Genomic DNA, 25,510 nt, shown 5'->3' with positions numbered 1-25,510 from the left:
CGTCCGGCCGCACCGGTCCGGACGGCAGGGCCCGGCGCCCACCGACCCCTGAGAGGGTGCCATGCTCCACAAGCTCGCCGCCTTGGCAGTGGGCCGCCGCAGACTCGTCCTGGTGCTGACGCTGCTGTTCGTGGCGCTGGGCGGGGCGCTGGGCGGCGGTGTCGCCGACAGACTGTCCGCGGGCGGCTACGAGGTCCCGGCCTCCGAGTCCACCCGGGCCGCCGACGCGGTCGCCGACGAGTTCGGCAGCGGTTCGCCGAACCTGGTGATCCTCGTCCGCACCCCGGCCGGCATCGACGACCCGGCGACCACCCGCAAGGGCTTGGCGCTGACCGCGGCCCTGGCGAAGGAGCCGGGCGTGCGGCAGGCGGTGTCGTACTGGTCGCAGGACCGCGCCCCGCTGCTGCACAGCGAGAAGGGCGACTCGGCGCTGGTGCTGGCGCACCTGTCCGGCGACGAGGACCGGGTCGCCGACAGCCTGGAGGCGCTGCTGCCGCACTACGACAAGGGCTTCGAGGGCCTCGACCTGGCCTTCGGCGGGCAGGCCGAGGCCTACCGGGAGCTGACCGAGCAGACCCAGAAGGACCTCGCGCTCGCCGAGGCGCTGGTGCTGCCGCTGACGCTGCTGCTGCTCGTCCTGGTCTTCCGCGGGGTGATCGCCGCCCTGCTGCCGCTGGCCCTCGGCGTCGTCGCCGTGATGGGCACCCTCGCGGTGCTGCGGGTGCTGGTCGCCTTCACCGACGTGTCGGTGTTCGCGATGAACCTCACCACCGCGCTCGGCCTGGGACTCGGCATCGACTACGCGCTGTTCGTGGTCTCCCGCTTCCGGGAGGAACTGCGCCGCGGCGCGCCGGTCCCGGACGCGCTGTCCACGACCTTGCGCACGGCCGGCCGTACCGTGCTGTTCTCCGCGCTGACGGTCGCGCTGTCGCTGTCGGCGCTGCTGATCTTCCCGATGTACTTCCTGCGGTCGTTCGCCTACGCGGGCATCGCGGTGGTCGCGTTCGCCGCGCTGGGCGCCCTGGTGGTGCTGCCCGCGCTGCTCGCGGTCATCGGGCACCGGGTGGACAAGTGGTCGTTCGGCCGGCGCCGGCGAGCCGCGACCGTGGACAGGGGGAACAGGGGGAACAGGGGGAACAGGGGGAACAGGGGGGACAGCGGCGACAGCGGCTTCTGGCACCGGCTCGCGACGCTGGTGATGCGCCGGCCGCTGCCGCTGGCCACGGCCGTCGTCGCCCTGATGGTGTTCCTGCTCACCCCGTTCTCCGGCATCAGCTTCGGCCTCGCCGACGAGCGCGGGCTGCCCGCCGACGCCGAGGCCCACCGGGTCGGCGACGTCATCACGCGGGACTACGCGGCCCAGGCGATGTCGCCGATGCTGATCGAGGCCGACGGGGCCGCGAGCCGGGCGCGGGTCGCCGACTACACCGAGCGGCTGTCGCGGCTGCCGGACGTGGCCCGCGTCGACGGGCTCGCCGGCTCCTGGACCGACGGCCGTCAGGTCGCCGACGGGTCGGGCCCGCTGTACCGGCAGTTCGCCGGCGGGGACGGCACCTGGCTGCTGCTGGTGCCCGACGTCGACCCCTACAGCGACGCCGGGCAGCGCCTGGTGAGCGAGGTGCGCCGGACGCCCGCGCCGTTCGCGGTGCGGGTGGGCGGCACGGCGGCCTCCTTCAAGGACACCATGTCCGCGCTCGGCGACCGGCTGCCGTACGGCCTGCTGATCGTCGCGGTCAGCATGTTCGTGCTGCTGTTCCTGCTCAGCGGCAGCGTGCTGATGCCGCTGAAGGCGCTGGTGCTCAACCTGTTCAGCCTCACCGCGACGTTCGGCTCCATCGTGTGGGTCTTCCAGGACGGCCACCTGAAGTGGCTGGTCGGCGACTTCACCACCACCGGCACCACCGTCGCGACCAACCCGATCATGATGTTCTGCGTCGCGTTCGGGCTGTCCATGGACTACGAGGTCTTCCTGCTGTCGCGGATCAAGGAGGAGTACGAACTCACCGGCGACAACACCCGCGCCGTGGCCCGCGGCCTGGAGCGCACCGGCGGCCTGGTCACCGCGGCGGCCCTGCTGATGGCACTGGTGTTCCTGTCCTTCCTGGTCTCCGGCATCACGTACATGAAGATGCTCGGCTTCGGTCTCGCCGTCGCCGTCCTGATGGACGCCACTCTCGTGCGCGGCGTGCTCGTCCCGGCGTTCATGCGGCTGGCCGGCCGCTTCAACTGGTGGGCCCCGGCCCCGCTGGCCCGCCTGCACCGGCGGATCGGACTGCGGGAGGGCGGCGAGGCGCCCCCCGTACGCCGTCTCCGGGCGGTCCCGCAGCCGCCCGAGCCCGAGCCTGCGCCCGCGCGCCGCTGACCCCGACCCCACCCTCACTCCCCACCCCCACTCCCCATCCCCAATCCCACTCCCCACCCCCACTCCCACTCCCACTCCCATTCCCCACCCTCACTCCACTCCCATTCCCACTCCCCACCCTCACTCCACGCCCGTCCCCACCCCGCCCCGCCCCGCGAAAGGACCCCGCGATGAACGACGTCGCCTCTCCCGGCCGCCGGCTGCTGCTCGAACTCGTCGACGTGCCCGGCCTGTTCGACGAGCTGGCCGACGACGCCGACCTGCTGTCGGCGGGCATCAACTCCGGTGAGCTGATCCGGCTCGCGCTCGCCATCGAGGAACGCACCGGCGTCGCCCTCGACGACGACGAGATGGCCGGCCTCTACACCATCGACGGCATCGACCGGGTGCTCAGGGCCGCGCGGGTGAGCGGCTGATGTGGCTGGCCCACGCGGTGCGCCGGCGCCGGCAGCTCGCCCCCGGCGCGACCGCCCTCGCCGACGAGACCCGCACGCTGACCTGGCAGGAACTGGACGACCGCACCGACGCCCTGGCCTGCGGGCTGCGGGACCTCGGCCTCACGCCCGGCGACCGGTTCGCGGTGGTCTCCCGCAACCGCCTGGAGGTCGTCGAGCTGTACGTCGCCGCCGCGAAGGCCGGTGTCACGGTGTGCCCGGTCAACCCGACGTTCCCCGCCCCCGAGGTCGCGCACATCGTGCGCAACGCCGGGCCGGCCTGCGTGATCGCCGACCCGTCGGCCGCCGCCCGGCTCGGCGACGCCCTCGGCGCGGGCACCCGGGTGCTGCTCGACTCCCCGCGGTTCGCCGCGCTGTACGACACCCCGCGGCGGGCGCTGCCGCTGCCGGACCCGGACGACGTCTTCGCCGTGGTGCACACCTCCGCGACCTCCGGACGCGCCAAGGGCGTCGCCCTCACCCACCGCGCGATCGCCGCGGGCTACACGGCGACGGTCGCCGACTTCGGCTTCACCCCCGACGACGTCCTGCTGTACCCGTGCCCGCTGTTCCACGGCAGCATGGTGGTGGGCCTGGCGCTGCTCGCGGCGGGCGGAACCCTCGTGGTGCAGGGCGAGTTCACCCCGCAGCGGTTCCTCGCCGGCGTCGAGCGGTTCGCGGCGACGACCGCCTTCCTGGTGCCGTCGATGATCCGTTTCGTCCTGCGGGCCAAGGCGTTCGCGGCCACCGACCTCTCCAGCCTGCGCGAGGTGATCTTCGGCGGCGCGCCGATGCCGGAGCCGCTGCTGCGGGAGGCGCTGGAGCGGTTCGGCGTCCCCGTGCGCAACTCCTACGGCCTGTCCGAGGGCGGCCCGATCGCCACCGCCCGCTACACCCTCGACGGGGACACGCCCCTGACCTCGGCCGGCCGGATGCTGCCCGGCTGCCACATCGAGATCCTCGACGAGGACGGCCGCCCGGTGCCGTACGGGGAGACCGGCGAGGTGTGCGTCCGGGGCGACGGCGTGATGCGCGGCTACTGGAACGACCCCGGGGCCACCGCCCGCAGCATCCGCGACGGCCGGCTGCGCACCGGGGACCTCGGGTACATGGACCCCGGGGGCCTGATCCACCTGGTGGACCGGCGCGGCGACGTCATCGTCCGCGGCGGGCAGAACGTCTACCCGGCCGAGATCGAACGGGTCCTCGGCGAGGTGGCGGGCGTCCGGGACGTGGCCGTGGTCGCCGCGCCGTCCGAGGAGTGGGGGCAGGTGCCGGTCGCGTTCGTCGTGGCGGACGGGGGGCGCCGGCCGACGGTGCCCGAACTGTACGGCGCGTGCGCCGCCCAGCTCGGCAGCTACAAGCGGCCGGCCGCCGTGCACTTCGCCGAGGAGATCCCGCGCAACGCGGCCGGCAAGGTGCTGCGCCGGGTCCTCAAGGAGCGGCTGGCGACGGCGGGAGCGGGGCGATGAGGGTCGCGTGCGTCGGCGGCGGGCCGGCCGGGCTGTTCTTCGCGCTGCTCATGCGCCGGGCCGGCGACCACCGGGTGGACGTCTTCGAGCGCAGCGCGCCGGACGCCACGTTCGGCTTCGGGGTGGTCTTCTCCCGGCTGAGCCTGATGCGGCTGCGCCGCCTCGCGCCGGAGGTGGTGGCCGGCATCCTCGACGCCGGGGCCCGCTGGGACAACGTGGAGGTGCGCCGCGGCGGCGAACGGGTCAGCGCCTCGGGCCACGGCTTCGCCGCCGTGGAACGCCGGGCGATGCTGGCCATGCTCCAGCGGCAGGCCGCCGCGGCCGGCGCCGGGCTGCACTACCGGACCGAGGTCGATCCGGCGTCCCTGCTCGACCGGTACGACGTGGTCGTCGCGGCCGACGGGGCGGGCAGCCGCAGCCGCGGCGCCTTCGCCGAGGACCTGGGCGCGCGGGTGGGCGCGGGGGAGAGCCGGTACGCCTGGTTCGCCTCCGACCGGGTCTTCGAGGACATGACGTTCCTGTTCGCGGACAGCCCCTACGGGCCGGTCGCCGCCCACGCCTACCCGTACGCGCCGGACCGCTGCACCTTCCTGGTGGAGATGGACGCCTGGAGCTGGCGGCGGGCAGGCTTCACCGACGGGCACACCAAGCCCGCCGACTTCACCGACGAGCGGGCCATGGCCTTCGCCCGCGAGGTGTTCGCCGACCAGCTCGGCGGCGGACGGCTGTACGGCAACGGCTCGCGCTGGCTGCGCTTCCCACAGGTGTCGGCCGCGCGCTGGCACCACAAGAACCTCGTCGGCATCGGCGACGCCGTGCACACCGCCCACTTCTCGATGGGCTCCGGCACGACGATGGCCCTGGAGGACGCGGCCGAACTGGTCGCCGTGCTCACCGGGGCCGGCCCGCTCGACGTGCCGGCCGCGCTCGCCGCTTACCAGGCGGTCCGGCGGCCGGTGGTGACCGGCGTCCAGGACGCGGCCTGGGCGAGCCGCCGCCTGTGGGAGACGCCGGAGGCCCACCACGGCGCCCCGCTGGACGTGCTGACGCTGCGCCTGCTCACCCGGGCCGGACAGCTGTCGGTGCGTCAGATACAACGGCTCGACCGGGGCTTCGCCTCGGGCGCGGGCGCCTCCTTCACCGCGCTGCCCGAGGCGCCGGTGCGGCGGCTGGCCGACCTGGCGGGGGCGCTGGTGGAGGTGGGCGCCGGGGACGGTGCCGAGGAACTGACGGCGCGGGTGAAGCGGCTGCGGCGGGCGGAGGCGGGGCTGCTGGTGCCGGCGCCGGGCGTGGACACCGCCGCCGTACGGCGACTGGCCGACGTCGTCCGCCGGGTCGCCCGCGCGGCCCCGGTGGACGTCGTCCTCGCGGCCCCGGGAGCGCACGGAGCCGCGGAGAACCGCATCGCACAGATGGTCCTCGCCGAGGAACTGCACGCCACCACGGGCGTCCGCACCGGGTACGCATGCCCGGGCCGGGAACTGGAGTACGGCTGGACGCACGTGCAGGCGGGTCGCGCGGACGAGGTCTGGACGACCGACTGACCCGAGCCAACCGGGTCACCGGGCTCACCCGGCCCACCGGCACCGACGTCGCGTGTCGGCCGTCCTCGGCATCCCCGCACCACGATGTGGTGCGGGGATCAGGCGTTTCACGCACGGGCACGGGGGCCGAGGCATTCCGGTCGGCGGGTGCCGAGCACTGGGTGGTGTGCACTGTGCGGTGTGCGGTGTTCCGCGTGCTAGGTGCGGTCGGTGTGCCTTGTGTGCTTTATGTGCCTTGTGCTCGTTGGTGGCTGCCAGCGCGACGGCGCCGGCTGCCTTGTTGTGGCAGATGAGGCGAGGGAGGCGTAAGCCGGCCGCCGTGCTGGACGGGAGGCGGGTTCCGCGGTGCGGTCGGCCGGGGGGCCCGCCTCCCGGCGTGCGCGCTCGGTCTCCGAGGGTGCTCCCGCGGGTTCACCTCTCCGACAGCGCCGGCCGTACCACCTCCAGCATCCGCACCAGCCACTCCTGGGTCGACCGGCGGGAGGCGAACGGGCCGTCGCCGAAGGCGATCTCCGCCGGTGAGCGGCTCATCGAGGTGGCGCCGACCACCAGGGACATCAGCAGACCGGTGGCCGGCCGGACCTCGACACCGGACAGCAGGGAACCGTCCGCGCGGGCCCGCCGCAGGGCCCGGAACAGGGTGCCGAGCCAGTTGAGCTGGCAGTGCAGCGAGGGGTCGTCGGGCGTCTCGAGCTCGTGGGCCAGGCGCGCCCCCGCGCGGACGACGATGTCGCCCTGCAGCATCCGTACCAGGGCGTCGGCCATGTCGACCGCGATCTCGAAGCCCGGCCCCTGACGGTCCGCCAAGTCCGCCAGCACCGCGCCCGACACCCGGCACGCCTCGGCCTGGACGGCCCGCGCGAGGTCGGACTTGGCCGCGAAGTGGAAGGTCAGTGCCCCCTTGGTGACCTGGGCCCGTTCACTGATCGCCGAAAGGGCGGCCCGCTCGTAGCCGACGTCGTCGAACACCGTCGAGGCGGCCCGGACCAGCCTGGCCCGGGTGCGCTCGGCCCGCTCCTGCTTCATCACGGCCAGCTCCTCGTTTGATCGTCGATACGACGACTGATCGTCACTACGACGACATTAGAAACCGGGCGTGCGGTCTGTCAAAGGTCGGAAGCTGAATGGCTTGATCCATGACATTCTCTCCGTCAAATGACGAGAACCTGCGGGTTTTTGGGGCAGGCTGCGAGCCAGGAGGTCCTGACCTGGGGGCGTTGACAGACCGCGCGCCCGGTTTTTAATGTATGGCTTGTTCTTGAGCATTCAGGTGGCCGCACGACACGACACACCGAAGGGGGACACTGTGAGCACTGCCGTCCTGAGGCATGAAACATCTCCCGCGGAGGCCGGCCTGGCCGAACTGACCGACCTGCTCTTCGCCTCGCTGCGGCGGCGGGACCAGCGGGACAAGGGAGCGAAGTACCTGCGCGGACTGCTGACGGCCAAGGGGCGCAAGTCGATCCGCAACATCGCCAGCGTCACCGGCGGCTCGGCCGCCGAGCAGAGCCTGCACCACTTCGTGTCCTGCTCCCCGTGGGAGTGGGCACCGATGCGCCGGGCGCTCGCGCAGTACGTGCACAAGGCCGTGGAGCCGCAGGCCTGGGTGGTGCAGTCGGTGCAGATACCCAAGGTCGGCGAGCACTCGGTCGGCGTCGACCGGCACTTCGTCCCGCACCTCGGCCAGACCGTCAACGGTCAGCAGGCCTTCGGCCTCTGGCTGGCGGGTCAGCGGGTGAGCGCCCCGGTCAACTGGCGGATGTACCTGCCGGGTTCGTGGCTCGACGACTCCGACCGGCGGCGCCGGGCGGAGATCCCCGAGGGACTGCCCGAGGAGACACTGGCGGCCTGCGCCGCGGCCGTCGTCCTGGAGGTCGCCGGATGGGGGCTGCCGGTGCGGCCGGTGGTGCTGGACGCCCGCTCCCCCGAGGTGCGGGGCGCGCTCGACACCTTCGCCGCGCTGGGTGTTCCCTTCCTGGCGCGGATCGACCCGGGCGACCGGCTGACCGTCGCGGACCCGGCGCTCCCGGGGTACGGCGCCGGGGCGCTGCCCGCGCAGCACATCATGCGCTCGGTCAGCGGGTTACGCCGTCCCGTCCGGTGGCTGGACCCGAATGTGCCGACGCCCGCCGTGCGCACCTCGTTGGCGGCGGCGATGCGGGTGGAGCCGGCGCGCGAGCCGTCCCGGCCCGCTGCCGCCGAGGCCGGGCGGGGGCGGATGCTGCTGCTCGGGGAGTGGCGCGATCCGCGGCGCCCGCCGGCCGAGCTGTGGCTGACCGGCATGGGCGCGGCGCCACCGGGCGCGCTGCTGCGCCTGGGCAAGCTGGTGCGCCGGGTGGCCCGCGACTACCGGGAGGTCGGTGAGCCCAGCGGGCTCAGCGAGTTCGCGGGGCGTTCCTTCCACGGCTGGCACCGGCACGTCACGCTGGCCTCCGCGGCGCACGTCGCGGCCCTGCTGGGGGAGCGGCGGTGACCGCGTACCGGGCCGTGCCGGTGGTGCTGGTGCCCCGGGGGCTCGCCCTCCCGGCGGCGGGCATGCCGACGGCGCCGAGTCCGGGCGCCTCAGCCGGTGCCGGCCGTGACCCCGGCGTCGCGGTCGGTGGTGGCGGCGTCCTGGCCGGTGGTCCCGGCATCGGCGGTCCGGTGGGCGACCTGTTCGGCCGGGTCGGTGGCGCCCTCCGGGAGCAGCCGGGCGATGGTGGCCGGGTGGGCGATGGACGGCAGGATGTGACGCCACATCACGCCGACCCGTACCCGCAGGTCGGCCCGGCGGCTGACGGCCTCGGAGACCAGCTGGACCCCGGTGAAGGTGGCCACCACGAACTCGGCGGTCTCCCGTGGCACCACCTGCGGCAGCACCTCGCCCTGTTCCTGTCCCTCGGCCAGCAGCCGCGTGGTGAGGTCGAACCAGTCGTCCCACGGATGGGTGCCGTGGAAGAACACGCCCTCGATGGACAGCCGGGTGCCCGCCCGGGCCAGGGCGTCGTGGCGCAGCACGTGCGCGAACTGGTGGGTGATGTCGATGACCGACTGCAGGGGTGACAGCTGCGGGGGTACGGTGACCAGTGAGGTCTGCCCGTCCATGATCGCCTGGGCGAGTGACTCCTTGGACGGGAAGTGGAAGTACATCGCGCCCTTGGTGACGTTCGCCCGCCGCAGGATCTCCGAGGTGGCCGCGCGTTCGTAGCCGTACTCGGCGAAAACGCTCGCTGCGGCTTCCACGATCGAGCGCCGGGTCTGCACCGCGCGCGCCTGCTTGGCCATGTCTTCCCTCCGAGGCGATTGCACAGCCATTCTAGCCGACCATGCGGTCTGTTTCCGTAGGTCCCTCGTACCGGCCATGGGCGGAACGATGCCGTCGAGGGTGGCCCGTCCCTTTATGGGGCGGTTGGGTCTCCAGGCAGGCGCCCTGGTTCGCCCGAAGAAAGAGACCGCACATCCCGTTTTTTTCATGCGACACCGGGCCACTCGCTGAAGGAGAGACACCAACCGTGACCATGCTCCTCGCCCCGCCGGACCACTCCACCCGCCAGCCGGTCCCGCGGGAGTTCGTCCACCGGAGTGCCGACGACGACATCCTGATCACCCATTTCCAGACCGGCGCCGACGGCACCCACCGGATGGCCGCCCGCTGGCCCCGCGCGCACGCGCTGTTCGGCCCGGTCGCGGGCGGCGACAACCCGATGCTGATGGCGGAGACGATCCGCCAGGCGGGCGCGGCCGTCGCGCACATGGCCTACGGCGCCCCGACCGACCTGCACTTCCTGCTGTGGGACCTGCGGTACGAGGTGCCCGGCGACGTCCTCGCGGCCGGCGTCCCGCTCTCCCCGGCGACCGTGGTGGTGCGGTGCGACGACGTGCGGCGGCGCGGCGGCCGGCTGGCCTCCTTCCACCTGGAGGCGGACCTCTGGCGCGGCGGCCTCCGGGTCGGCCGCGGCGGCGCCTCGGCGACCTGCGTCACCCGGGCCGCCTACCGCAGGCTCCGCCCGGCCCGCCCCCCGGCGCCCGCCGTCGTCACGGCGCCCGCCGTCGTCACGGCGCCCGCGGCGGTCACGGCGCCCGCCGTCGTCGACGGGCCCGAGCCGGTGACGCCCGCGCCGGCCGGGCGCACCCGGGCCCGGGACGTGCTGCTCGCGGCCACCGGGAGGCCCGGGGTGTGGCGGCTGCGGGCCGAGCGCGGTCACCCGGTCGTCTTCGACAGCCAGAGCGACCACCTGCCCGGCCGCGCGATCGTCGAGGCGATGCGGCAGGCGGCCCAGCTGGCCACCGGGTACCCGCACATGGTGGTCCCCTCCCTGGAAGCAGGGTTCCGCCGGTACGTGGAACTCGACCGTCCGTGCCACGTCACCGCCTCCCCCGGGCGCCCGCTCCCGGGCGGCGGCCTCCCGGTCCGGGTGGCCCTGGTGCAGGACGACGAGGTCGCCGCCGAAGGCGTGCTGACGGCGCGTCCGGTCGCCGGCGGTGCGTCGTGACCGGGCGGATCCTGGTCACCGGCGGCACCGGGTTCATCGGCTCGGCGGTGCTGCGGGCGCTGGCCCGCGACGACGCGTCCACGGTGACGGCGCTGGTGCGGCGCCTGCCGTTCCCGTCCGACGCGGTGCCCGGCGTCGAGTACACCGGCGGGGACCTCACCGATCCCGCCTCCCTGCGCGGGGCGTGCGGCGGCGTGGACACCGTGCTGCACTGCGCCTCCTGCATCGGCGGCGACGAGGACAGGTGCCGGGCGGTCAACGTCGACGGCACCGGCGCCCTGCTCGCCGAGGCCGCGCGTGCCGGGGTGCGCCGGACCGTCCTGCTCTCCACCACCGCCGTCCTCGGCGCCGGACCGCACCGGGGCCTGACCGCGCACGAACGCGAGCCCGCGCCCGCCTCGGCGACCAGCCGTACCCGGCTGCTGGCCGAGCACGCCGTGCTCGCCGCGGGCGGCACGGTGGTCCGGGCACCGCTGGTGTACGGCGCCGGGGACGTGTGGGTGGTGCCCTCCCTCGCCGAACTGCTGAACCGCGTACCGGCGTTGCCGGAGGACGGCAGGGCCCGGCTGTCGCTGGTGGCGGTCGACGACCTGGCCCGGCCGCTGGCCGCCCTGGCCCGCGACCCCGGCCTCGCCGCCCCGGGCACCGTCCACCACGCCGCCCACCCGGACACCCTCACCCTGCGCGAGTTCACCGGCCTGCTCGGCGACACCCTCGGCCTGCCGGTCCCGTCGGCCGGCCTGCCCCTGGACGCCTACCTGGCCCGTCTGGCCGAGGCACCCGGCACCGTCAGCGCGCACCAGGCACGGCTGCTCGCGGAGGACCGCTGGTACCGCGGCACGCTGTGGTCCCTGACCGGCTGCCCGCCCGGACCGGGCCACGCGGCANNNNAACGGCTGCTCGCGGAGGACCGCTGGTACCGCGGCACGCTGTGGTCCCTGACCGGCTGCCCGCCCGGACCGGGCCACGCGGCGCGGCTGGCGGAGGCGGCCGCCTGGTACCGGCGGCACCTCGCGACACGGAACCGCACCTGACGGCGCCGCACGGCCCGGGCCACGCGGCCCGTCCGGCCGAGGCGCCCGGCACCGTCAGCGCGCACCGGGCGCGGCTGCTCGCGGAGGACCGCTGGTACCGCGGCACGCTGTGGTCCCTGACCGGCTGCCCGCCCGGACCGGGCCACGCGGCGCGGCTGGCGGAGGCGGCCGCCTGGTACCGGCGGCACCTCGCGACACGGAACCGCACCTGACGGCGCCGCACGGCCCGCCTCCCGCATGCTGCTTTCCACCCGCCCGCTCCCCGCCCCCGCCGACCCGCCCCCGTCGACCTGCTGCCGCCTCCCCGGCGTCGCTGCCCCGCTGCGGCCGTCCCCCTGTCCGCCGTCCCCCTGTCCGCCGTCCCCCGGCCGCCGTCCTGCCGCCCCGCCCGGATTCCGGAGAGAGACCCGCCCATGCTCGCTGCGTACATCGACCGGTTCGGTCCGCCCGAGGTCATCCGTCACGGAGAGCTGCCCGACCCGGTGCCCGGACCCACGGACGTCCTGGTGGCGGTCGACGCGGTCGCCGTGAACCACGTCGACACCTTCGTCCGCTCCGGCGCCTGGCGCACCCCGGTCCCGCTGCCGTTCGTCGTCGGCCGCGACCTCGTGGGCACGGTCGTCGCGGCCGGGCCCGGCGCGCCCGGCTTCGCGCCCGGGGACCGGGTGTGGTGCAACAGCCTGGGGCACGAGGGGCGGCAGGGCGCCGCCGCCGAGCGGGCGGTGGTGCCGGTCGACCGGCTGTACCACCTGCCGCCCGGCGCCGACCCGCTGGACACGGTGGCGGTGGCGCACGGCGCGGCGACCGCCCATCTCGGCCTGTTCACGCACGGCCGGCTGCGGGCCGGCGAGAGCGTGGTCGTGGTCGGCGCCGCCGGGAACGTGGGCGGGGCGGCGGTGGTGCTGGCCGCCCGCGCCGGGGCCCGGGTCGTCGCCGTGGCCTCGGCGCGGGACGAGGACCGCTGCCGCTCCCTGGGCGCCGCCGAGTTCGTCGACCACCGTGCTCCCGACCCAGGTGCCCGGATCCGGGCGGCCTGCCCGTCCGGCGCCGGGGTGTGGCTGGACACGGCCGGCGCCAACGACCTCCCGCTCGCCGTGGACGCGCTGGCGCGGCGCGGCCGGATCGTCCTGCTGGCCGGCCTGCGCACCCGACCCGCGCTGCCCACGGGCCCCCTGTACCTGAAGGAGGGCTCGGTGCACGGCTTCGCCATCTCGCACGCCACCGTCCCCGAACTGGCCGAGGCCGCCGCCGCGGTAGGCCGGCTCACCGCGGAACGGGCCCTGGCACCCCGCGCGACCGAGACGCTGCCGCTGAACGCGGCGGCCGAGGCGCACCGCCGCCTGGAAAACGGCGAAGTGCGCGGAAAAATGATTCTGATCGTGAGGACTTGACGCACCCTGAAAGAATGCGTTGACCGTACCCGGAAGCGGTCGCGAGGATTTCCGGCATGACGACCGAAAGCATTGCCCGCGCGTCCGCGTCCGCTTCCGTGTCCGGCGCCGACGTCGGCGCCGTATCCGTCATCGACACCGTGCCGCTGTTCGAGTTCCGGGCGGAAATCCAGGTCGCCGCGGATCCGCACGGAATCTATTCCGTCGTCAGCGATCTGCCGCGCAGCCGCGAATGGAGTCCGGAATGCCGCGGCGGCAGCTGGAAGGGCGGTCCGCCCGCCGCCGTCGGCACGGTGTTCCGCGGCGAGAACGAGCGCTCGCCAGAGGTGGTCGGCTGGGCTCCCGTGGTCCGCGGCACCTGGTACACGGAGGCCGAGGTCGTCGCGGCCGAACCCGGCCGCACCTTCCGCTGGGCCATGCTCACCGCCGCCGGCGCGAGGCAGGAGAGCGTCTGGGGCTTCGACATCGCACCCGGCGCCGAACCCGGCACCAGCACACTCGTCCACCACTTCCGGATGGGCCGCGCCACCGAGGGAATCCGCTCGATCACCGCGGAACTCGACGAAGCGGCACGCCGGGATTTCGTCGCCGAATGGGGCGTGAAGCTGGAAAAGGATCTCGCCGCCACGGTACGGCGCATCAAGCAGGTCATCGAAAAGGCCACGGAGAAGACCGCGGAGAAGACCGATGGGAAGACCGCGGAGAAGGCCACCGGGGTGGCGGCCGAGACGGTCACCGAGAACGTCGACGAACAACAGCAGGGCTGAACACAGCGGCCTGAAATCGTGTTCCGTCGGTCACCGGCGGCCCGGCCTCTGCGGCACTGCGGGAGGAAGGCACATGTTTCTGCAGCGGATAGCTAACAACGGAATCCGGCTGGGAACGCTCTTCGACAGGGCGGCCGCCAGGTTCCCGGCGAACTTCGTGGTGCTCGACCACGACCTCGACTGCGCGCCCGGCTTCGGCCGCCGCGCCACCGTCACCGAACTGGCCGCGCTCGTGGACGACTTCGCCGCCCGGCTGTGGGCCGCCCGGGTCCGCCCGGGTGACCGGGTGGTGCTGCACAAGTCCGACGGGTTCGACATCACCCTGCTCGCCGTCGCCGTGGCCCGCGTCGGCGCGACCGCCGTACTGCTGTCGCCGAAGCTGGACGGGGCCACGGTCGCCGAACTCGTGCGCCGGGTCGACCAGCCGTACCTGATCACCGACCAGGACAAGCTGGACCACCACCTGCCCGACGACATCGCCGGTCTCACCCGGGGGGTGCTGCTGGCGGTCGGCCGCCACGAACGGGCCACCGCCCTCGCGGACCTGGCCGGCGCTCCCCGCGTCGACCCGGTGACGATGTCCCCGGACCACCCGGTGCTCATCACGCACACCTCCGGCACCACCGGCATCCCCAAACTCGCCGTCCACACCAACCGCACCTTCCAGGCGCGCTACCGCCCCCAGGCGAGCGTGGTCCGCCTCATCGACAAGCGCGAACCGGTCGCGATGCACATGTCGTTCGTGCACTCCCGGCTGTTCACCGCGATGCCCATCTCCCTCCTCCAGGGCCACCCGCTGATCATGCTGCGCGACGACGAACCGGCGGCCGTGGCCGAGCTGTTCACCCGGGTCCGCCCCGGCATCGTCGAGACCCACCCCAACACTCTGCTGCGCTGGGAGGTCCTGGCCGACGACCCGCGCCGCCCGCTGGCGCACGTCAAGTACTTCTCCAGCACCTTCGACGCCGTCCACCCCCGCACCGTCGCCACGATGCTGCGCGCCTCCGGGCGCCGCAATCCGCGCTACGCCCAGATCTACGGCCAGAGCGAGGTCGGCCCCGTCGCCGCCCGCACCTACACCGACCGCCACCCCTTCGACGGGCGCTGCGTCGGCATGCCGTTCCCCGGCATGACCGGCGTGCGCGTCGTCAGCCGGGACGGCAACCCGGTCAGCAAGGCCAACCCCGGCTTCATCGAGGTGCGCACCGACGGGCGCGTCCTCACCTACCTCGGCGAGCACCCGCGCTGGCAGAAGCAGGTCAACGACGGCTGGTGGCGCATGGGCGACCTCGGTTACCGCACCGGATGGGGCTGCCTGCACCTGCTGGACCGGGAGGTCGACCGCATCCCCGGCATCGACAGCACCCTGGAGATCGAGGACAAGCTGCTCGGCCGGCTGCCGGAGCTGATCGAGGTCATCATCGTGCCCGGCTCCGGCGGCGTTCCCTCGCCCGTGGTGTGCACCCGCGACGACCTGCCGCTGGACGGCGCCCGGTGGCAGGCCGCCCTGGACGGCCTGCCCGCCCTGGGCGAGCCGGTGCAGTGGCGACAGCGCGACCTGCCGCAGACGGCCACCACCAAGATCAAACGGCTGGAGCTGGCCCGGCTGCTGACCGCCCGGGAGGTACCGGCATGAACGGCCCCCGCACCCACATCCGCGCCGAGATCTGCGTGATCGGGGCAGGCCCACGCGGCCTGTCCGTGCTGGAGCGGCTGCTCGCCAACGAGCGCCGCACCCCCACGCACGACGAGGTCGTCGTGCACGTGGTCGACCCCGCCGCCCCCGGCGCCGGCACGGTCTGGCGCCCGGAGCAGTCCTGCCACCTGCTGATGAACACCGTGGCCTCGCAGATCACGGTCTTCACCGACGACTCCGTCCGCATCGAGGGCCCCGTCGAACCCGGCCCCACCCTCCACGAGTGGGCCCGCAGCCTGTCCGTCCTCGGCCAGTTCGGCGACTACGACGAACACATCCTGAAGGAGGCCGCCGCCCTCGGCCCCGACGCCTACCCCACCCGCGCGTTCTACGGCCGCTACCTGCGCGACTGCTTCCAGCAGATCGTCGCCGGCGCGCCCGCCCACGTCCACGTGCGCGTCCACCGCAGCCGGGCCCTGGCGATGGCCGACACCCACGGCGTGCCCGGCGGCCCGCAGGGCGTCCGCCTGGAGGACGGCACCCGCCTCAACACCCTCGACGCGATCGTCCTGGCCCAGGGCCACGTACCGGCCCGCCTCAGCCCGCGCGAGGCCCGCACCGCCAGCCTCGCCCGCATCCACTACCTGACCTACCTCCCCCCGGCCAACCCCGCCGACCTCGACCTCAGCGGCATACAGCCCGGACAGACCGTGCTGCTGCGCGGCCTCGGCCTCAACTTCTTCGACCACATGGCCCTGTTCACGGCCGGCCGCGGCGGCGCCTTCGTACGCCGCGACGACGGCGGGCTGACGTACCTGCCCTCCGGCCGCGAACCCCGGCTGTACGTGTTCTCCCGGCGCGGCGTGCCCTATCACGCGCGCGGTGAGAACGAGAAGGGCGCCCACGGCCGCCACCAGCCGCGCCTGCTCACCCCCGGCTTCGTCGCGCGCCTGCGCGGCCGCACCGGACCGGGCCCCCGCATCGACTTCACCGGCGACCTGTGGCCGCTGATCCGCAAGGAGGTCGAGAGCGTCTACTACGGCACCCTGCTGCGCGCTCACGGCCGCGGCGCCGAGGAGGAAGCCTTCGTCGAGCGGTACCTGGCGCTGCCAGAGGACGAGGAGACGGCGCTGCTCGACGCGTTCGGCATCCCCGCGGCCGAGCGCTGGGACTGGGAGCAGCTCTCCCGTCCCTACGGCGACCGGGTCTTCGCCGGCCGCGACGACTTCCGCGACTGGCTGCTGGAGCACCTGCGCGAGGACGTGCGCGAGGCGCGCGCCGGAAACGTCCGCGGCCCGCTGAAGGCCGCCCTCGACGTGCTGCGCGACCTGCGCAACGAGATCCGGCTCGCCGTGGACCACGGCGGCCTGGACGGCGCCTCGCACCGCGACGACCTCGACGGCTGGTACACCCCGCTCAACGCGTTCCTGTCGATCGGCCCGCCCGCCTCCCGCATCGAGGAGATGACCGCGCTGATCGAGGCCGGGGTGCTGACCGTCACCGGGCCGGGCACCCGGGTGCGCATCGACACCCGTTCGCCCGCCTTCGTCGCCGACTCCGAGGCCGTGCCCGGACCGCCCGTCCGCGCCACCGTCCTCATCGAGGCCCGGCTGCCGGAACCCGACCTGCGCCGCACCGACGACCCGCTCCTGCAGCACCTGCTGAGCACCGAGCAGGCGGCGCCGTACCGCATCGACAGCGCCCACGGCCCGAGCCACGAGACCGGCGGTCTCGCCGTCACCGAGCGCCCCTACCGCCTCCTCGACGCCCGCGGCCGCGCCCACCCGCGCCGCTTCGCCTACGGCGTCCCCACCGAGTCCGTGCACTGGGTCACCGCCGCCGGTATCCGCCCCGGAGTGGACTCCGTCACCCTCGGCGACTCGGACGCCATCGCCCGCGCGGTCCTCGCCCTCCCGCCGCACGCCCGGCCGCCGTCGGGCATCCACCCGGTGGGGACGGACGCCGACCCGTCCACGGACCCGTTCACGGACGCGGACGTGGACGTGACGGAGGTGATCGTGTGAACACCGCGGCCGCACACGCGGGTCGCCCCGGCGGAGCCCGGTCCGGCTTCGACGCCGGAGCCGCGGCCGAGGCCGGGGTCGGCGTCGGGTTGGCGGCCGGGGTGGTGGCGCGGCGCGGCTTCACCGGTGCCGGTGCCGGTGTGGGCGCGGTCCTCGTGTCCCCGGCGGTGCGGGCGGCGGCGGACTGGGCGCCGCCGTCCGGGGCCGCGGCGCGGGGTGGTCTCCGGGGCGCGGGACCGGGGCCGGTCGTGCGGGGCGTCCCGAGAGGGGTGGCCGCGTGAGCGCCGCCGCCCCCGCCCCCGCCGGGCCCGCCGCCCCCGCCGGGCTCGGCGACCTCGTGGACGCCGGGCTGCTCTCCCCCGTCCGTGCCGGAACGCCCGTCGAAGCCGCCGTCGGCGACCGGGCCTGGCTGCAGGCCATGCTCGACGCCGAGGCGGCACTCGCGCGGGCGCAGGCCCGGCTCGGCACGCTGCCGCAGCGGGCCGCCGACGTCATCGGCGAGGTCGCCCGGGCCGACCGGCTCGACCTGCGCGCCCTCGCGCTCGCCGCGCGGGAGACTGCCAACCCCGTCGTCGGCCTGGTGCGGGCGCTCACCGGCGCCGTCGCCGACGTGGACCCGGCCGCCGCCGAGTACGTGCACCGCGGCTCCACCAGTCAGGACATCCTCGACACCGGCAGCATGCTGGTCGCCGCCCGGGCCCGCGCCCTGACGGTCGCCGACCTCGACCGGGCCGCCGCCGCGTGCGGCGCCCTCGCCGCCGGCCACCGCGACACCCCGATGGCCGGCCGCACTCTCGCCCTGCACGCCGTCCCCACCACCTTCGGCCTGAAGGCCGCCGGCTGGCAGCGGCTGCTGCTGGACGCCCGGCAGCGCCTGGCCGCCGTGGTGCTGCCGGTCTCGCTCGGCGGCGCGGCCGGCACCCTGGCCGGCTACCTCGAGTACGCGGCGATCGACACCGCCGGCCCGCTCGACCGCGCCGCCTACCTGGACCGCCTCGTCGACGCCTACGCCGCCGAGACCGGCCTGGACCGGCCGGTGCTGCCCTGGCACGCCCTGCGCACCCCCGTGGCCGACCTCGCCGCCGCCCTGGCGTTCACCGCGGGTGCGCTCGGCAAGATCGCCCTGGACGTGCAGTCACTGGTGCGCACCGAGGTGGGCGAGGTCGCCGAGCCCGGTGGCGCCGCTCGCGGCGGCTCCTCCGCGATGCCGCACAAACGCAACCCCGTCCTGGCGACGCTGCTGCGCAGCGCGGCCCTTCAGGTCCCCGTAATGGCCGCCGGCCTGACCCAGTGCCTGATGAGCGAGGACGAGCGGTCCGCGGGCGCCTGGCACGCCGAGTGGCTGCCGCTGCGTGAGTGCCTGCGGCTCGCGGGCGGCGCCGCCCACACGGCCGTCGAACTCACCGAGGGCCTGCACGTCCACGCCGACCGCATGCGGGCCAACCTCGCCCTGACCGGCAGCGGGATCGTCTCCGAACGCGTCGCCGCCGTCCTCGCCCCCGGCCTGGGCAAGGCTGCCGCCAAGCAGCTCCTGGCCCACCTCTCCGCCGACGCCGTCCGCACCGGCCGCCCGCTCGCCGACCTCCTCGCCGCGGTCCCCGGCCTCGCACTGGACGCGGCGGACCTGACCGCCCTGTGCGACCCGGCGACGTACACCGGAGCCGCCGGGGAACTGGTCGACCGGGCCCTGCACGCGGCAGACACCTGACCGACCCCCGACCCCGCGCCCGCCATCCGGCTCTGCACCCGGCCCCGCACCCGCGCCCTTGCCCCTCCGGCCGGCACCTGGCCCCATGGCCGGCACCCGGCCCTCCGGGCTGGCACCTGGCCCCACGGCCGGCACCCGGCCCTCCGGGCTGGCTCGTGGCGCTCGGCCGGTGCCTGGCTCTGCGGGTAGGCATCCGGTCCCAGGGCCGGCACCTGGGTCTCCGGGCTGGCTCGTGGCGCTCGGCCGGTGCCTGGCTCTGCGGGTAGGTATCCGGTCGCACGGTCGGCACCTGGGTCTCCGGCCGGCGTCCGGACCTCCCGCTGGCATCCGGTGCCACAGTCGGCACCTGGGGTTCTGGCCGACGTCCGGCTCTCCCACCGGCATCCGGTCCCACGGCCGACGCCTGGCACTCAGGGGTGGCACGTGGTGCTCGGGCGGTGCGCGGCTCTGCGGGGAGGTATCCGGTCCCGCGGCACCCGGTCTTACGGTCGGCATCTGGCTCTGCGTTCGGCATCCGGCTTCACGGCCGACGTCCCGTCCTCCGGCTGGCATCCGGTCCATGGCCGGCATCTGGGGATCCGCCCCTGGCCCGCCAACCGGCCCCTGGCCCTCGGTCGGCCCCCTGGCCCTCGGTCGGCACATGGCCCCCGGCCGGTGCCTGGCTCTGTTGCCGGTACCTGGCCGTACGGTCGGTATCCCGTCCCTAGGGTCGGCACCCGACCCGGCTCCCACGGCCCGAAGGGGCCGGCCTCCCGTCGGACGGAGGCCGGCCCCTTCCCGTGGCCCGTTCCCGGCGCGGGCGCGGGTGAGGGTGCGTCACCCGACCGCCACCGCCGGCCGCAGGCCGGTCAGCAGCCGGCCCACCAGACGCGGCCCGTCCTGCGTGAGCACCGACTCCGGATGGAACTGCACCGACGCGAAGTGCGGCCCGCGCAGGGCGTGCACCTCGCCCGTGTCCGCGTCGCGGCAGACCTCGACGGCGCCGACGCCCGCACAGTTGACCCGGTCGCCGCGCGAACGGGCCGCGAAGGTGTTGTAGAAGCCCACCCGCGCGCGCGTGCCGAACAGGTCGATCTCGCGCTGCACACCTTGGTTCGGCACGTCCCGGCGCGCCAGCTCGAAACCCAACCGCGTCGCGAGCACCTGGTGGCTCAGACACACCGCGAGGAACGGCCGGCGCCCGGCGATCAACGCGTCCACCGCGCCGCGCAGGTGCGCGATCTTCGGATGTGCGGGCCGGCGCGGATCCCCCGGACCGGGGCCGAGGACGACGAGATCGTGGTCGGCGAAGGAGTACGCCTCGTCGAAACGGCGGACCGTCACCGCCAGCCCCAGCGAACCCAGCTGCCGCCCGAGCATCGAGGTGAACGTGTCCTCCGCGTCGACGATCAGCACTCGGCCGCCTTCCAGCCGCGGCACCGTCCGTGTCTCGGCCGCCCCGTCCGCCAGCCAGAAACCGGCCAGCGAGGCGTTGCGCAGCTCCAGGGCCGCCCGCACGTTCGGGTGGTCCGCGAACCGCGCCGGCCCCTCCGCCTCCAGCGCGGCCAGCATCCCCGCCGCCTTGGCGCGGGTCTCCGCGACCTCGGAGGCGGCGTCGGAGTGCCGCACCAGCGTGGCGCCCACCGACAGCCGCAGCCGCCCGCCCGCGTCGATGTCGGCGGTGCGGATCAGGATCGCCGAGTCGAGCGTCCGCCCGCCCCGCGCGTCCCGCCCGATCAGCGCGGCGACCCCGCTGTAGTAGCCGCGCCCGTCCGGTTCGTACCGCTCGACGACCCGGGCCGCGCTCTCCAGCGGAGAGCCGGTGACGGTCGGCGCGAACAGCGTCTCGCGCAGGATCTCCCGCGGATCGCGGCCGGTGCGGCCCTCGACGAAGTACTCGGTGTGCGCGAGCCGCGCCATCTCCTTCAGGTACGGGCCCACCACGCGCGGCCCGTCGTCGCAGATCCGGGCCATCATCTTCAGCTCCTCGTCGACGACCATGTACAGCTCGTCGGCCTCCTTGCGGTCGGCGAGGAAGTCGAGGACGCCGGAGAGGCTGGGACCGGTGGACGGGTAGCGGTAGGTGCCGCTGATCGGGTTCATCACCGCCGCACCGCCGCGCACGCTGATGTGCCGTTCCGGCGTCGCCCCGACGAGCGTCCGGTCGCCGGTGTGCACCAGGAACGTCCAGTACGCGCCCGACTCCAGCGTCAGCAGCAGCCGGAACAGGGCCGGCGCGGTGGCGGGGCCGTAGTCGGTGAGGTCGGCGACGAAGGTGCGCTTCAGGACGAAGTTGGCGCCCTCACCGGTGCCGATCTCGTCCCGTACGATCCGCCGGACCAGCTCCGCGTACGCCTCGTCGCCGATGTCGAAGTGCCCGCCGGCCAGCCGCACGGTCGTGCGCGGGGCCCGCGCGAGGAAGTCGTGCACGCGGACCGTCTCCTGCCCGGTGACGGTCATCGCCAGCAGGGGCGTGCCGTCGTCCGGGGCGGCGAAACCCCGCTCGGCGATCTGCCGGTAGGGCACCAGCGCCAGCACCTGGTGCCGCCCGGCGCCCGGCTCCTGCCCCATGGGCAGGTCGGCGAGACGGGCGACCTCCGCCACCTCGCCGGTGAGCACGTCGAGCAGGCCCGGACCGGTCGCCTCCGGCCGGTGGAGCAGCGCGTACGGCACTCCGGGCCCCCCGGGAGCCAGCACCCGGTCCAGCAGTCCGCCACCACCGTTGCTGGTGCCGCTGGTGCCGCTGGTGCCGCTCATGCGAAGACCTCCTTCGCGGTGGTGACCACCGCGCAGCGCCGGGCCGCGTAGTCGAGGGTCGTACGGTGCTCCGCCGCGCCGAAGTCGGCGACGCCGTCGGCCACCAGGAACGGCTGGATGTCGTGGGTGAAGGCGTCCACGGCCGTCATCAGCACGCCCACGTGCCCGTACACCCCGCACACCACCAGCTGGTCACGGCCGTGGGCCCGCATGAGTTCCAGCAGGTCGGAGCGGAAGAAGGCGCTGTAGCGCCACTTGGTGAACAGCCAGTCCCCGTCCCGGGGCGCCAGCTCCTCGACGATCTCCCGGTCGGCCGGCGCGGTACGCATGCCGGGGCCCCAGAAGTCCTTCAGCAGACCGCGCTGTTCGGGGCTCATGCCACCGGGCTGGGCGGTGTAGGCCACGGGGACGCCGAGGGCCCGGGCCCGGTCGGCCAGCGCCGCGACGTTGGCGACGAGTTTCGCGCGCAGGACCTCGGGAAGGGGCGCGAGGAAATAGCGCTGCATGTCGTGCAGCAGCAGCACCGCCCGCCCGGCATCGGCCGTCCACGCGGCGGTGTTCGCGGGCAGCTCGCCCGCGCCGGGCAGGGGATAGGGGGCGATCGTGGGTATGCCTGCCATGGCCGACGGGTCCTTTCGACGAAACCGGAGCGAATCCAGCGAATCCAGCGAGACCAGCGAATTCAGCGAGACCAGCGAGACCAGCGAAGCCGGGGATACCGGCGAAACGAGCGAAACAAGCGAAATGAGTGAAACGAGCGAAACCGGCGAGTGCTGTGTCCGGCGGGGCGTCGGACCGGGCCTAGCTGCCCAGGGAGGCGCCGCCGTCGACGGTCAGGACGTGCAGGGTGATGTGGCGGGCCCGGTCGGACAGCAGGAAGAGGACGGCGTCGGCGACGTTCGACGGCTGGGCGACGCGGCCCAGCGGGATGCCGGTGCGGAACGCGCCGGGGTCGCCCTCGACGGTGCCGGTCCGCCCGCTCTCGTCCCGCCACATGGAGTGCAGCATCGGCGTGTCGGTGGAACCCGGCGCCACCACGTTGCAGCGGATGCCGTGCCGGGCGACCTCCAGCCCCAGTGACTTGGTGAACATCGTGGCCGCCGCCTTGGAGGCCCCGTACGCAGCCATGGCCGTACGGGGAGTGCCCGCCGCGTTGGACGCCACGGTGACCACCGAGCCGGCGGCCCGCGGCACCATGCGCCGCACGACGGCCCGGCACATGTGGAAGACGCCGTCGGTGTTCACCCCGAACGTGGCCCGCCAGTCCTCGTCGCCGTAGTCCAGCACCCCGCCCAGACGCAGCACACCGGCCGCGTTGACCAGGTGGCCGACGGGCCCGAGCGTGCTCTCCACGCCGTCCACGACCCGTTCCACGTCCGCGCCGTCGGTCACGTCGACCGGGAAGGCGTGCGCCTCGTACCCGTCGCCGCGCAGCTTCTCCACCGTCTCCGCCAACCGGACGGCGTCACGGTCCAGCGCGGCGACCACCGCTCCCTCTTCGCACAGTGCCCGGGCGACCGCCCCGCCGATACCGCCGGCGGCGCCGGTGACCACGGCGACTCGGTTCTCCATCGTTACCTCCCGCAACTGGGACAGCCGGAACAGCTAGGACCGCCAGGCCGACACGACGGTGACGGCCTGGCCGAGATTGAGCCGGGGATCGCACAGCGTCGTGTACGACAGCCGCCCGCGGTCCCCGGCGAGACCGAGGTCGCACTCGACGACGTCGTGCGGCGTGGTCTCCAGATGGAGACCGCCCGCGACACCGCCGGAGGACCGCACGGCCCGCTGGAACGCCTCCACCTCCGCGATCACGGACTCGACGCGGCGGGTCTTCAGCCCGTACTCCGTGCTCACCGTGTTGCCGTGCATCGGATCGGTCAGCCACACGACCGGATGCCGGGCCGCCCGCACCGCCCACACCAGCGCGGGCAGACGTTCGCCCACCAGGTCGGCGCCCATCCGGGCCACCAGCGTCAGCCGCCCGGGTTCACGGTGCGGATCGAGCCGCGCGCACAGCCGCAGCACGTCGCCCACGCTGGTGTCGGGGCCCACCTTGCAGGCCACCGGATTCACCACGTCGGACAGGAGAGCGACATGAGGGCCGTCGGGCTGCCGGGTGCGCTCGCCGATCCACGGCCAGTGGGTGGAGGTCAGCAACGGCCGGCCGTGCTCGTCGCAGCGGATCAGCGGCATCTCGTAGTCGAGCAGCAGGGCCTCGTGGCTGGTCCACACCGACGGCCGGCCGCCGCCCGGCCCGCTCCGCTCCCCGAGCCACCCGAGATGCCCCATGGCCTGCCGGGCCGCGGTGTAGCCGTGCAGCAGACGCAACGGGTCGGGACGGCGCGCGGCCCGTTCGGGAACCGGCGAGTTGACCATGTGTCCGCGGTAGACGGGCAGTTCGACACCCTCGACGCGCTCGGTCGGCTGTGAGCGCGGCTTCGCGAACTGGCCGGCCATCCGTCCGACCCGCACCACCGGCAGCCGCGTCCGCGCGGTCAGCACACCGGCGAGCGCCTCCAGCAGCCCCGCCTTGCGCGCCACGTGATCGCGGGTGCACTCGGCGAAGTCCTCCGCGCAGTCGCCGGCCTGCACCACCAGGGCACGCCCCGTCGCGACCTCGGCGAGCAGCGCCCGCAGTCGCCGTACGTCCGAGGAAGCCACCAGCGGATCGCTCAGCACCAGTTCCTCCCGCACCGCCGGCAACCGGGGGTCCGCGCCCCAGTCCGGCTGTTGCAGGGGCGGGTGTGCCCGCGGGTCGAGCAGAGTTCCGTCCCCTGTCGTCACTGTCACTGGTCGTCTCCCGTTGCGATGGTGAGCTGAGACGGCGGGAATTCGGTGACAGGCTCCCGGAACGAATACGCACTGCCGCCAGATCCTGCCGACACGTGACCCCGAAACACCGGAACCACAGCGGTCCCGCCATGGTGGTCAGCGCTCAACCGGGCGGCAAAGGGTGAGGTGAGAGTAGGTCAGGTGCGGGAGAAAGGTGACAGACAATGCCCGGAAAACCTCCTGACACACAGGAGAACGCCTATGCTCCAATGCGCCATACGCCATAAGTCATTTCCGGCTTGACCGTGCGTGAATAGGGATTCGTGTCTTCTCATCTGACGAATCGTTGATCGAACTGGGCGGGCACCACAGCTCTGCCCCGGCCGTCGCACGGCCGTACCGCTCAACGAACGGGCAGAACATGATCGACGAATCGGTGCTCCTGGAGTCCAGGACGCTGCGCGACAGCGTCCTCGACCGCACGGACGTCCTCGACCGGGTCAAGGCACTGTCGCTGCTGCCGGACGGCATGCACGTGACGACGGCGATGGTGGCGGCGTACTTCGACGTCGGCCTCGAAGCCGTCAAGTCACTGATCAAGGACCACCGAGGCGAACTGGAGGCCAACGGCTACCGACTGCTGATCGGGGAGGAACTGAGGTCCTTCAAGGACCTCAGTGGCATCCAGTCCCGCACCCGCTCCCTGGCGATCTTCTCCCGCCGGGCTGTCCTCGACGTCGCCATGCTGCTCCGGGACAGCGACGTCGCACGTCAGGTGCGTGCGTATCTGCTGGACATGGAGTATCTGGCGCGTGCACAGCCTGTGGAAAACTCTGTCCACAGGCCCGCCGACTCCCTCGACGCACGCATCGACCAGCGAATCGACGAACGCATCACGCACATCCTCGGCAGGACCGTGGTGCCGCTGTTCAACGCGCTGATCGAAACCTCCGGCGAACACCGCCGGGAACTGATCGCCCTGCGGGCCGACGTCCAGCGCATCGAGCGGCGGCTCCACCGGCATCGCGTCCGGCTGCAAAGGATGGAAATGGGTGCGGGAAATCCCCTGAAAGCCCTGGAGCGGCGGATTCCCGGGGTGTGACGGCACCCACGCGCGCGAAAGGCCCGAAACCGCGAAGAACGGTCGCGGTTTCG

Annotated in this window: 19 protein-coding genes; 13 read left to right on the top strand and 6 right to left on the bottom strand. The window is 74.1% G+C overall.

The window, feature by feature from the left end:
- Positions 1–61 precede the first annotated feature (61 nt).
- The 4 genes from VKA29_RS34990 to VKA29_RS34975 all read left to right on the top strand — a co-directional run bounded on the left by VKA29_RS34990 (position 62) and on the right by VKA29_RS34975 (position 5,812).
- Complete coding sequence (locus VKA29_RS34990; protein ID WP_324790076.1) at positions 62–2,362, top strand: MMPL family transporter; 2,301 nt, start codon at positions 62–64, stop codon at positions 2,360–2,362.
- Positions 2,363–2,532: 170 nt separating this feature from the next.
- Positions 2,533–2,778, top strand: a complete 246-nt coding sequence (locus VKA29_RS34985) for an acyl carrier protein (RefSeq protein ID WP_324790075.1) — start codon at positions 2,533–2,535, stop codon at positions 2,776–2,778.
- Positions 2,778–4,268 carry a class I adenylate-forming enzyme family protein gene (locus tag VKA29_RS34980; RefSeq protein ID WP_324790074.1) on the top strand — a complete coding sequence of 497 codons (1,491 nt, stop codon included), beginning with the start codon at positions 2,778–2,780 and terminating at the stop codon, positions 4,266–4,268. The genes VKA29_RS34985 and VKA29_RS34980 overlap by 1 nt, the downstream gene beginning before the upstream one ends.
- Entirely contained in the window at positions 4,265–5,812 is a 1,548-nt protein-coding gene (locus tag VKA29_RS34975) for an FAD-dependent monooxygenase (RefSeq protein ID WP_324790073.1), read from the top strand. Before VKA29_RS34980 ends, VKA29_RS34975 begins: the two co-directional genes overlap by 4 nt.
- 411 nt (positions 5,813–6,223) lie before the next feature.
- Here VKA29_RS34975 and VKA29_RS34970 read toward each other — a convergent pair whose 3' ends face one another.
- Positions 6,224–6,838 carry a ScbR family autoregulator-binding transcription factor gene (locus tag VKA29_RS34970; RefSeq protein WP_324790241.1) on the bottom strand — a complete coding sequence of 205 codons (615 nt, stop codon included), beginning with the start codon at positions 6,836–6,838 and terminating at the stop codon, positions 6,224–6,226.
- 280 nt (positions 6,839–7,118) lie between these two features.
- Here VKA29_RS34970 and VKA29_RS34965 point away from each other — a divergent pair, with 280 nt between their 5' ends.
- Complete coding sequence (locus tag VKA29_RS34965; RefSeq protein WP_324790072.1) at positions 7,119–8,285, top strand: transposase; 1,167 nt, start codon at positions 7,119–7,121, stop codon at positions 8,283–8,285.
- 89 nt (positions 8,286–8,374) lie between these two features.
- Here VKA29_RS34965 and VKA29_RS34960 read toward each other — a convergent pair whose 3' ends face one another.
- The gene (locus VKA29_RS34960; RefSeq protein WP_324790071.1) at positions 8,375–9,076 is read right to left on the bottom strand and encodes a ScbR family autoregulator-binding transcription factor; all 702 of its coding nucleotides are present in this window, start codon (positions 9,074–9,076) and stop codon (positions 8,375–8,377) included.
- A gap of 233 nt (positions 9,077–9,309) precedes the next feature.
- Here VKA29_RS34960 and VKA29_RS34955 point away from each other — a divergent pair, with 233 nt between their 5' ends.
- The 7 genes from VKA29_RS34955 (at position 9,310) to pcaB (ending at position 18,844) form a co-directional block, all read left to right on the top strand.
- Positions 9,310–10,284, top strand: a complete 975-nt coding sequence (locus tag VKA29_RS34955) for a ScbA/BarX family gamma-butyrolactone biosynthesis protein (RefSeq protein ID WP_324790240.1) — start codon at positions 9,310–9,312, stop codon at positions 10,282–10,284.
- Positions 10,281–11,318, top strand: a complete 1,038-nt coding sequence (locus tag VKA29_RS34950) for an NAD-dependent epimerase/dehydratase family protein (RefSeq protein ID WP_324790070.1) — start codon at positions 10,281–10,283, stop codon at positions 11,316–11,318. The genes VKA29_RS34955 and VKA29_RS34950 overlap by 4 nt, the downstream gene beginning before the upstream one ends.
- A 413-nt stretch (positions 11,319–11,731) precedes the next feature.
- Positions 11,732–12,709 (top strand): NADPH:quinone reductase, encoded by a 978-nt coding sequence (locus VKA29_RS34945; RefSeq protein WP_324790069.1) that lies wholly within the window; start codon positions 11,732–11,734, stop codon positions 12,707–12,709.
- Between the two features lie 56 nt (positions 12,710–12,765).
- Complete coding sequence (locus tag VKA29_RS34940) at positions 12,766–13,476, top strand: SRPBCC family protein (RefSeq protein WP_324790068.1); 711 nt, start codon at positions 12,766–12,768, stop codon at positions 13,474–13,476.
- Positions 13,477–13,549: 73 nt separating this feature from the next.
- Positions 13,550–15,112, top strand: a complete 1,563-nt coding sequence (locus VKA29_RS34935; RefSeq protein ID WP_324790067.1) for a class I adenylate-forming enzyme family protein — start codon at positions 13,550–13,552, stop codon at positions 15,110–15,112.
- Positions 15,109–17,136: an FAD/NAD(P)-binding protein gene (locus VKA29_RS34930; protein WP_324790066.1), complete on the top strand. Its 2,028-nt coding sequence runs from the start codon at positions 15,109–15,111 to the stop codon at positions 17,134–17,136. Before VKA29_RS34935 ends, VKA29_RS34930 begins: the two co-directional genes overlap by 4 nt.
- A 277-nt stretch (positions 17,137–17,413) precedes the next feature.
- On the top strand, positions 17,414–18,844 hold the full coding sequence (gene pcaB, locus VKA29_RS34925) for a 3-carboxy-cis,cis-muconate cycloisomerase (RefSeq protein WP_420718638.1): 1,431 nt from the start codon (positions 17,414–17,416) through the stop codon (positions 18,842–18,844).
- 816 nt (positions 18,845–19,660) lie between these two features.
- Here pcaB and VKA29_RS34920 read toward each other — a convergent pair.
- The 4 genes from VKA29_RS34920 to VKA29_RS34905 all read right to left on the bottom strand — a co-directional run bounded on the left by VKA29_RS34920 (position 19,661) and on the right by VKA29_RS34905 (position 24,373).
- Positions 19,661–21,580 carry an anthranilate synthase family protein gene (locus VKA29_RS34920; RefSeq protein WP_324790065.1) on the bottom strand — a complete coding sequence of 640 codons (1,920 nt, stop codon included), beginning with the start codon at positions 21,578–21,580 and terminating at the stop codon, positions 19,661–19,663.
- Positions 21,577–22,200 carry an isochorismatase family protein gene (locus tag VKA29_RS34915; protein WP_324790064.1) on the bottom strand — a complete coding sequence of 208 codons (624 nt, stop codon included), beginning with the start codon at positions 22,198–22,200 and terminating at the stop codon, positions 21,577–21,579. Before VKA29_RS34915 ends, VKA29_RS34920 begins: the two co-directional genes overlap by 4 nt.
- A gap of 181 nt (positions 22,201–22,381) precedes the next feature.
- Positions 22,382–23,152, bottom strand: coding sequence for a 2,3-dihydro-2,3-dihydroxybenzoate dehydrogenase (locus VKA29_RS34910; RefSeq protein WP_324790063.1), 771 nt, complete (start codon positions 23,150–23,152; stop codon positions 22,382–22,384).
- Positions 23,153–23,185: 33 nt separating this feature from the next.
- The gene (locus tag VKA29_RS34905) at positions 23,186–24,373 is read right to left on the bottom strand and encodes a 3-deoxy-7-phosphoheptulonate synthase (protein WP_324790062.1); all 1,188 of its coding nucleotides are present in this window, start codon (positions 24,371–24,373) and stop codon (positions 23,186–23,188) included.
- 403 nt (positions 24,374–24,776) lie between these two features.
- Between VKA29_RS34905 and VKA29_RS34900 the strand changes: the two genes are divergently transcribed.
- Positions 24,777–25,457, top strand: a complete 681-nt coding sequence (locus tag VKA29_RS34900) for a restriction endonuclease (RefSeq protein ID WP_324790061.1) — start codon at positions 24,777–24,779, stop codon at positions 25,455–25,457.
- Positions 25,458–25,510: the final 53 nt, after the last annotated feature.

The organism is Streptomyces sp. H51 (assembly GCF_035656535.1).
GTDB lineage: Bacteria > Actinomycetota > Actinomycetes > Streptomycetales > Streptomycetaceae > Streptomyces.
This window is presented reverse-complemented; position numbering and strand designations above follow the sequence as displayed.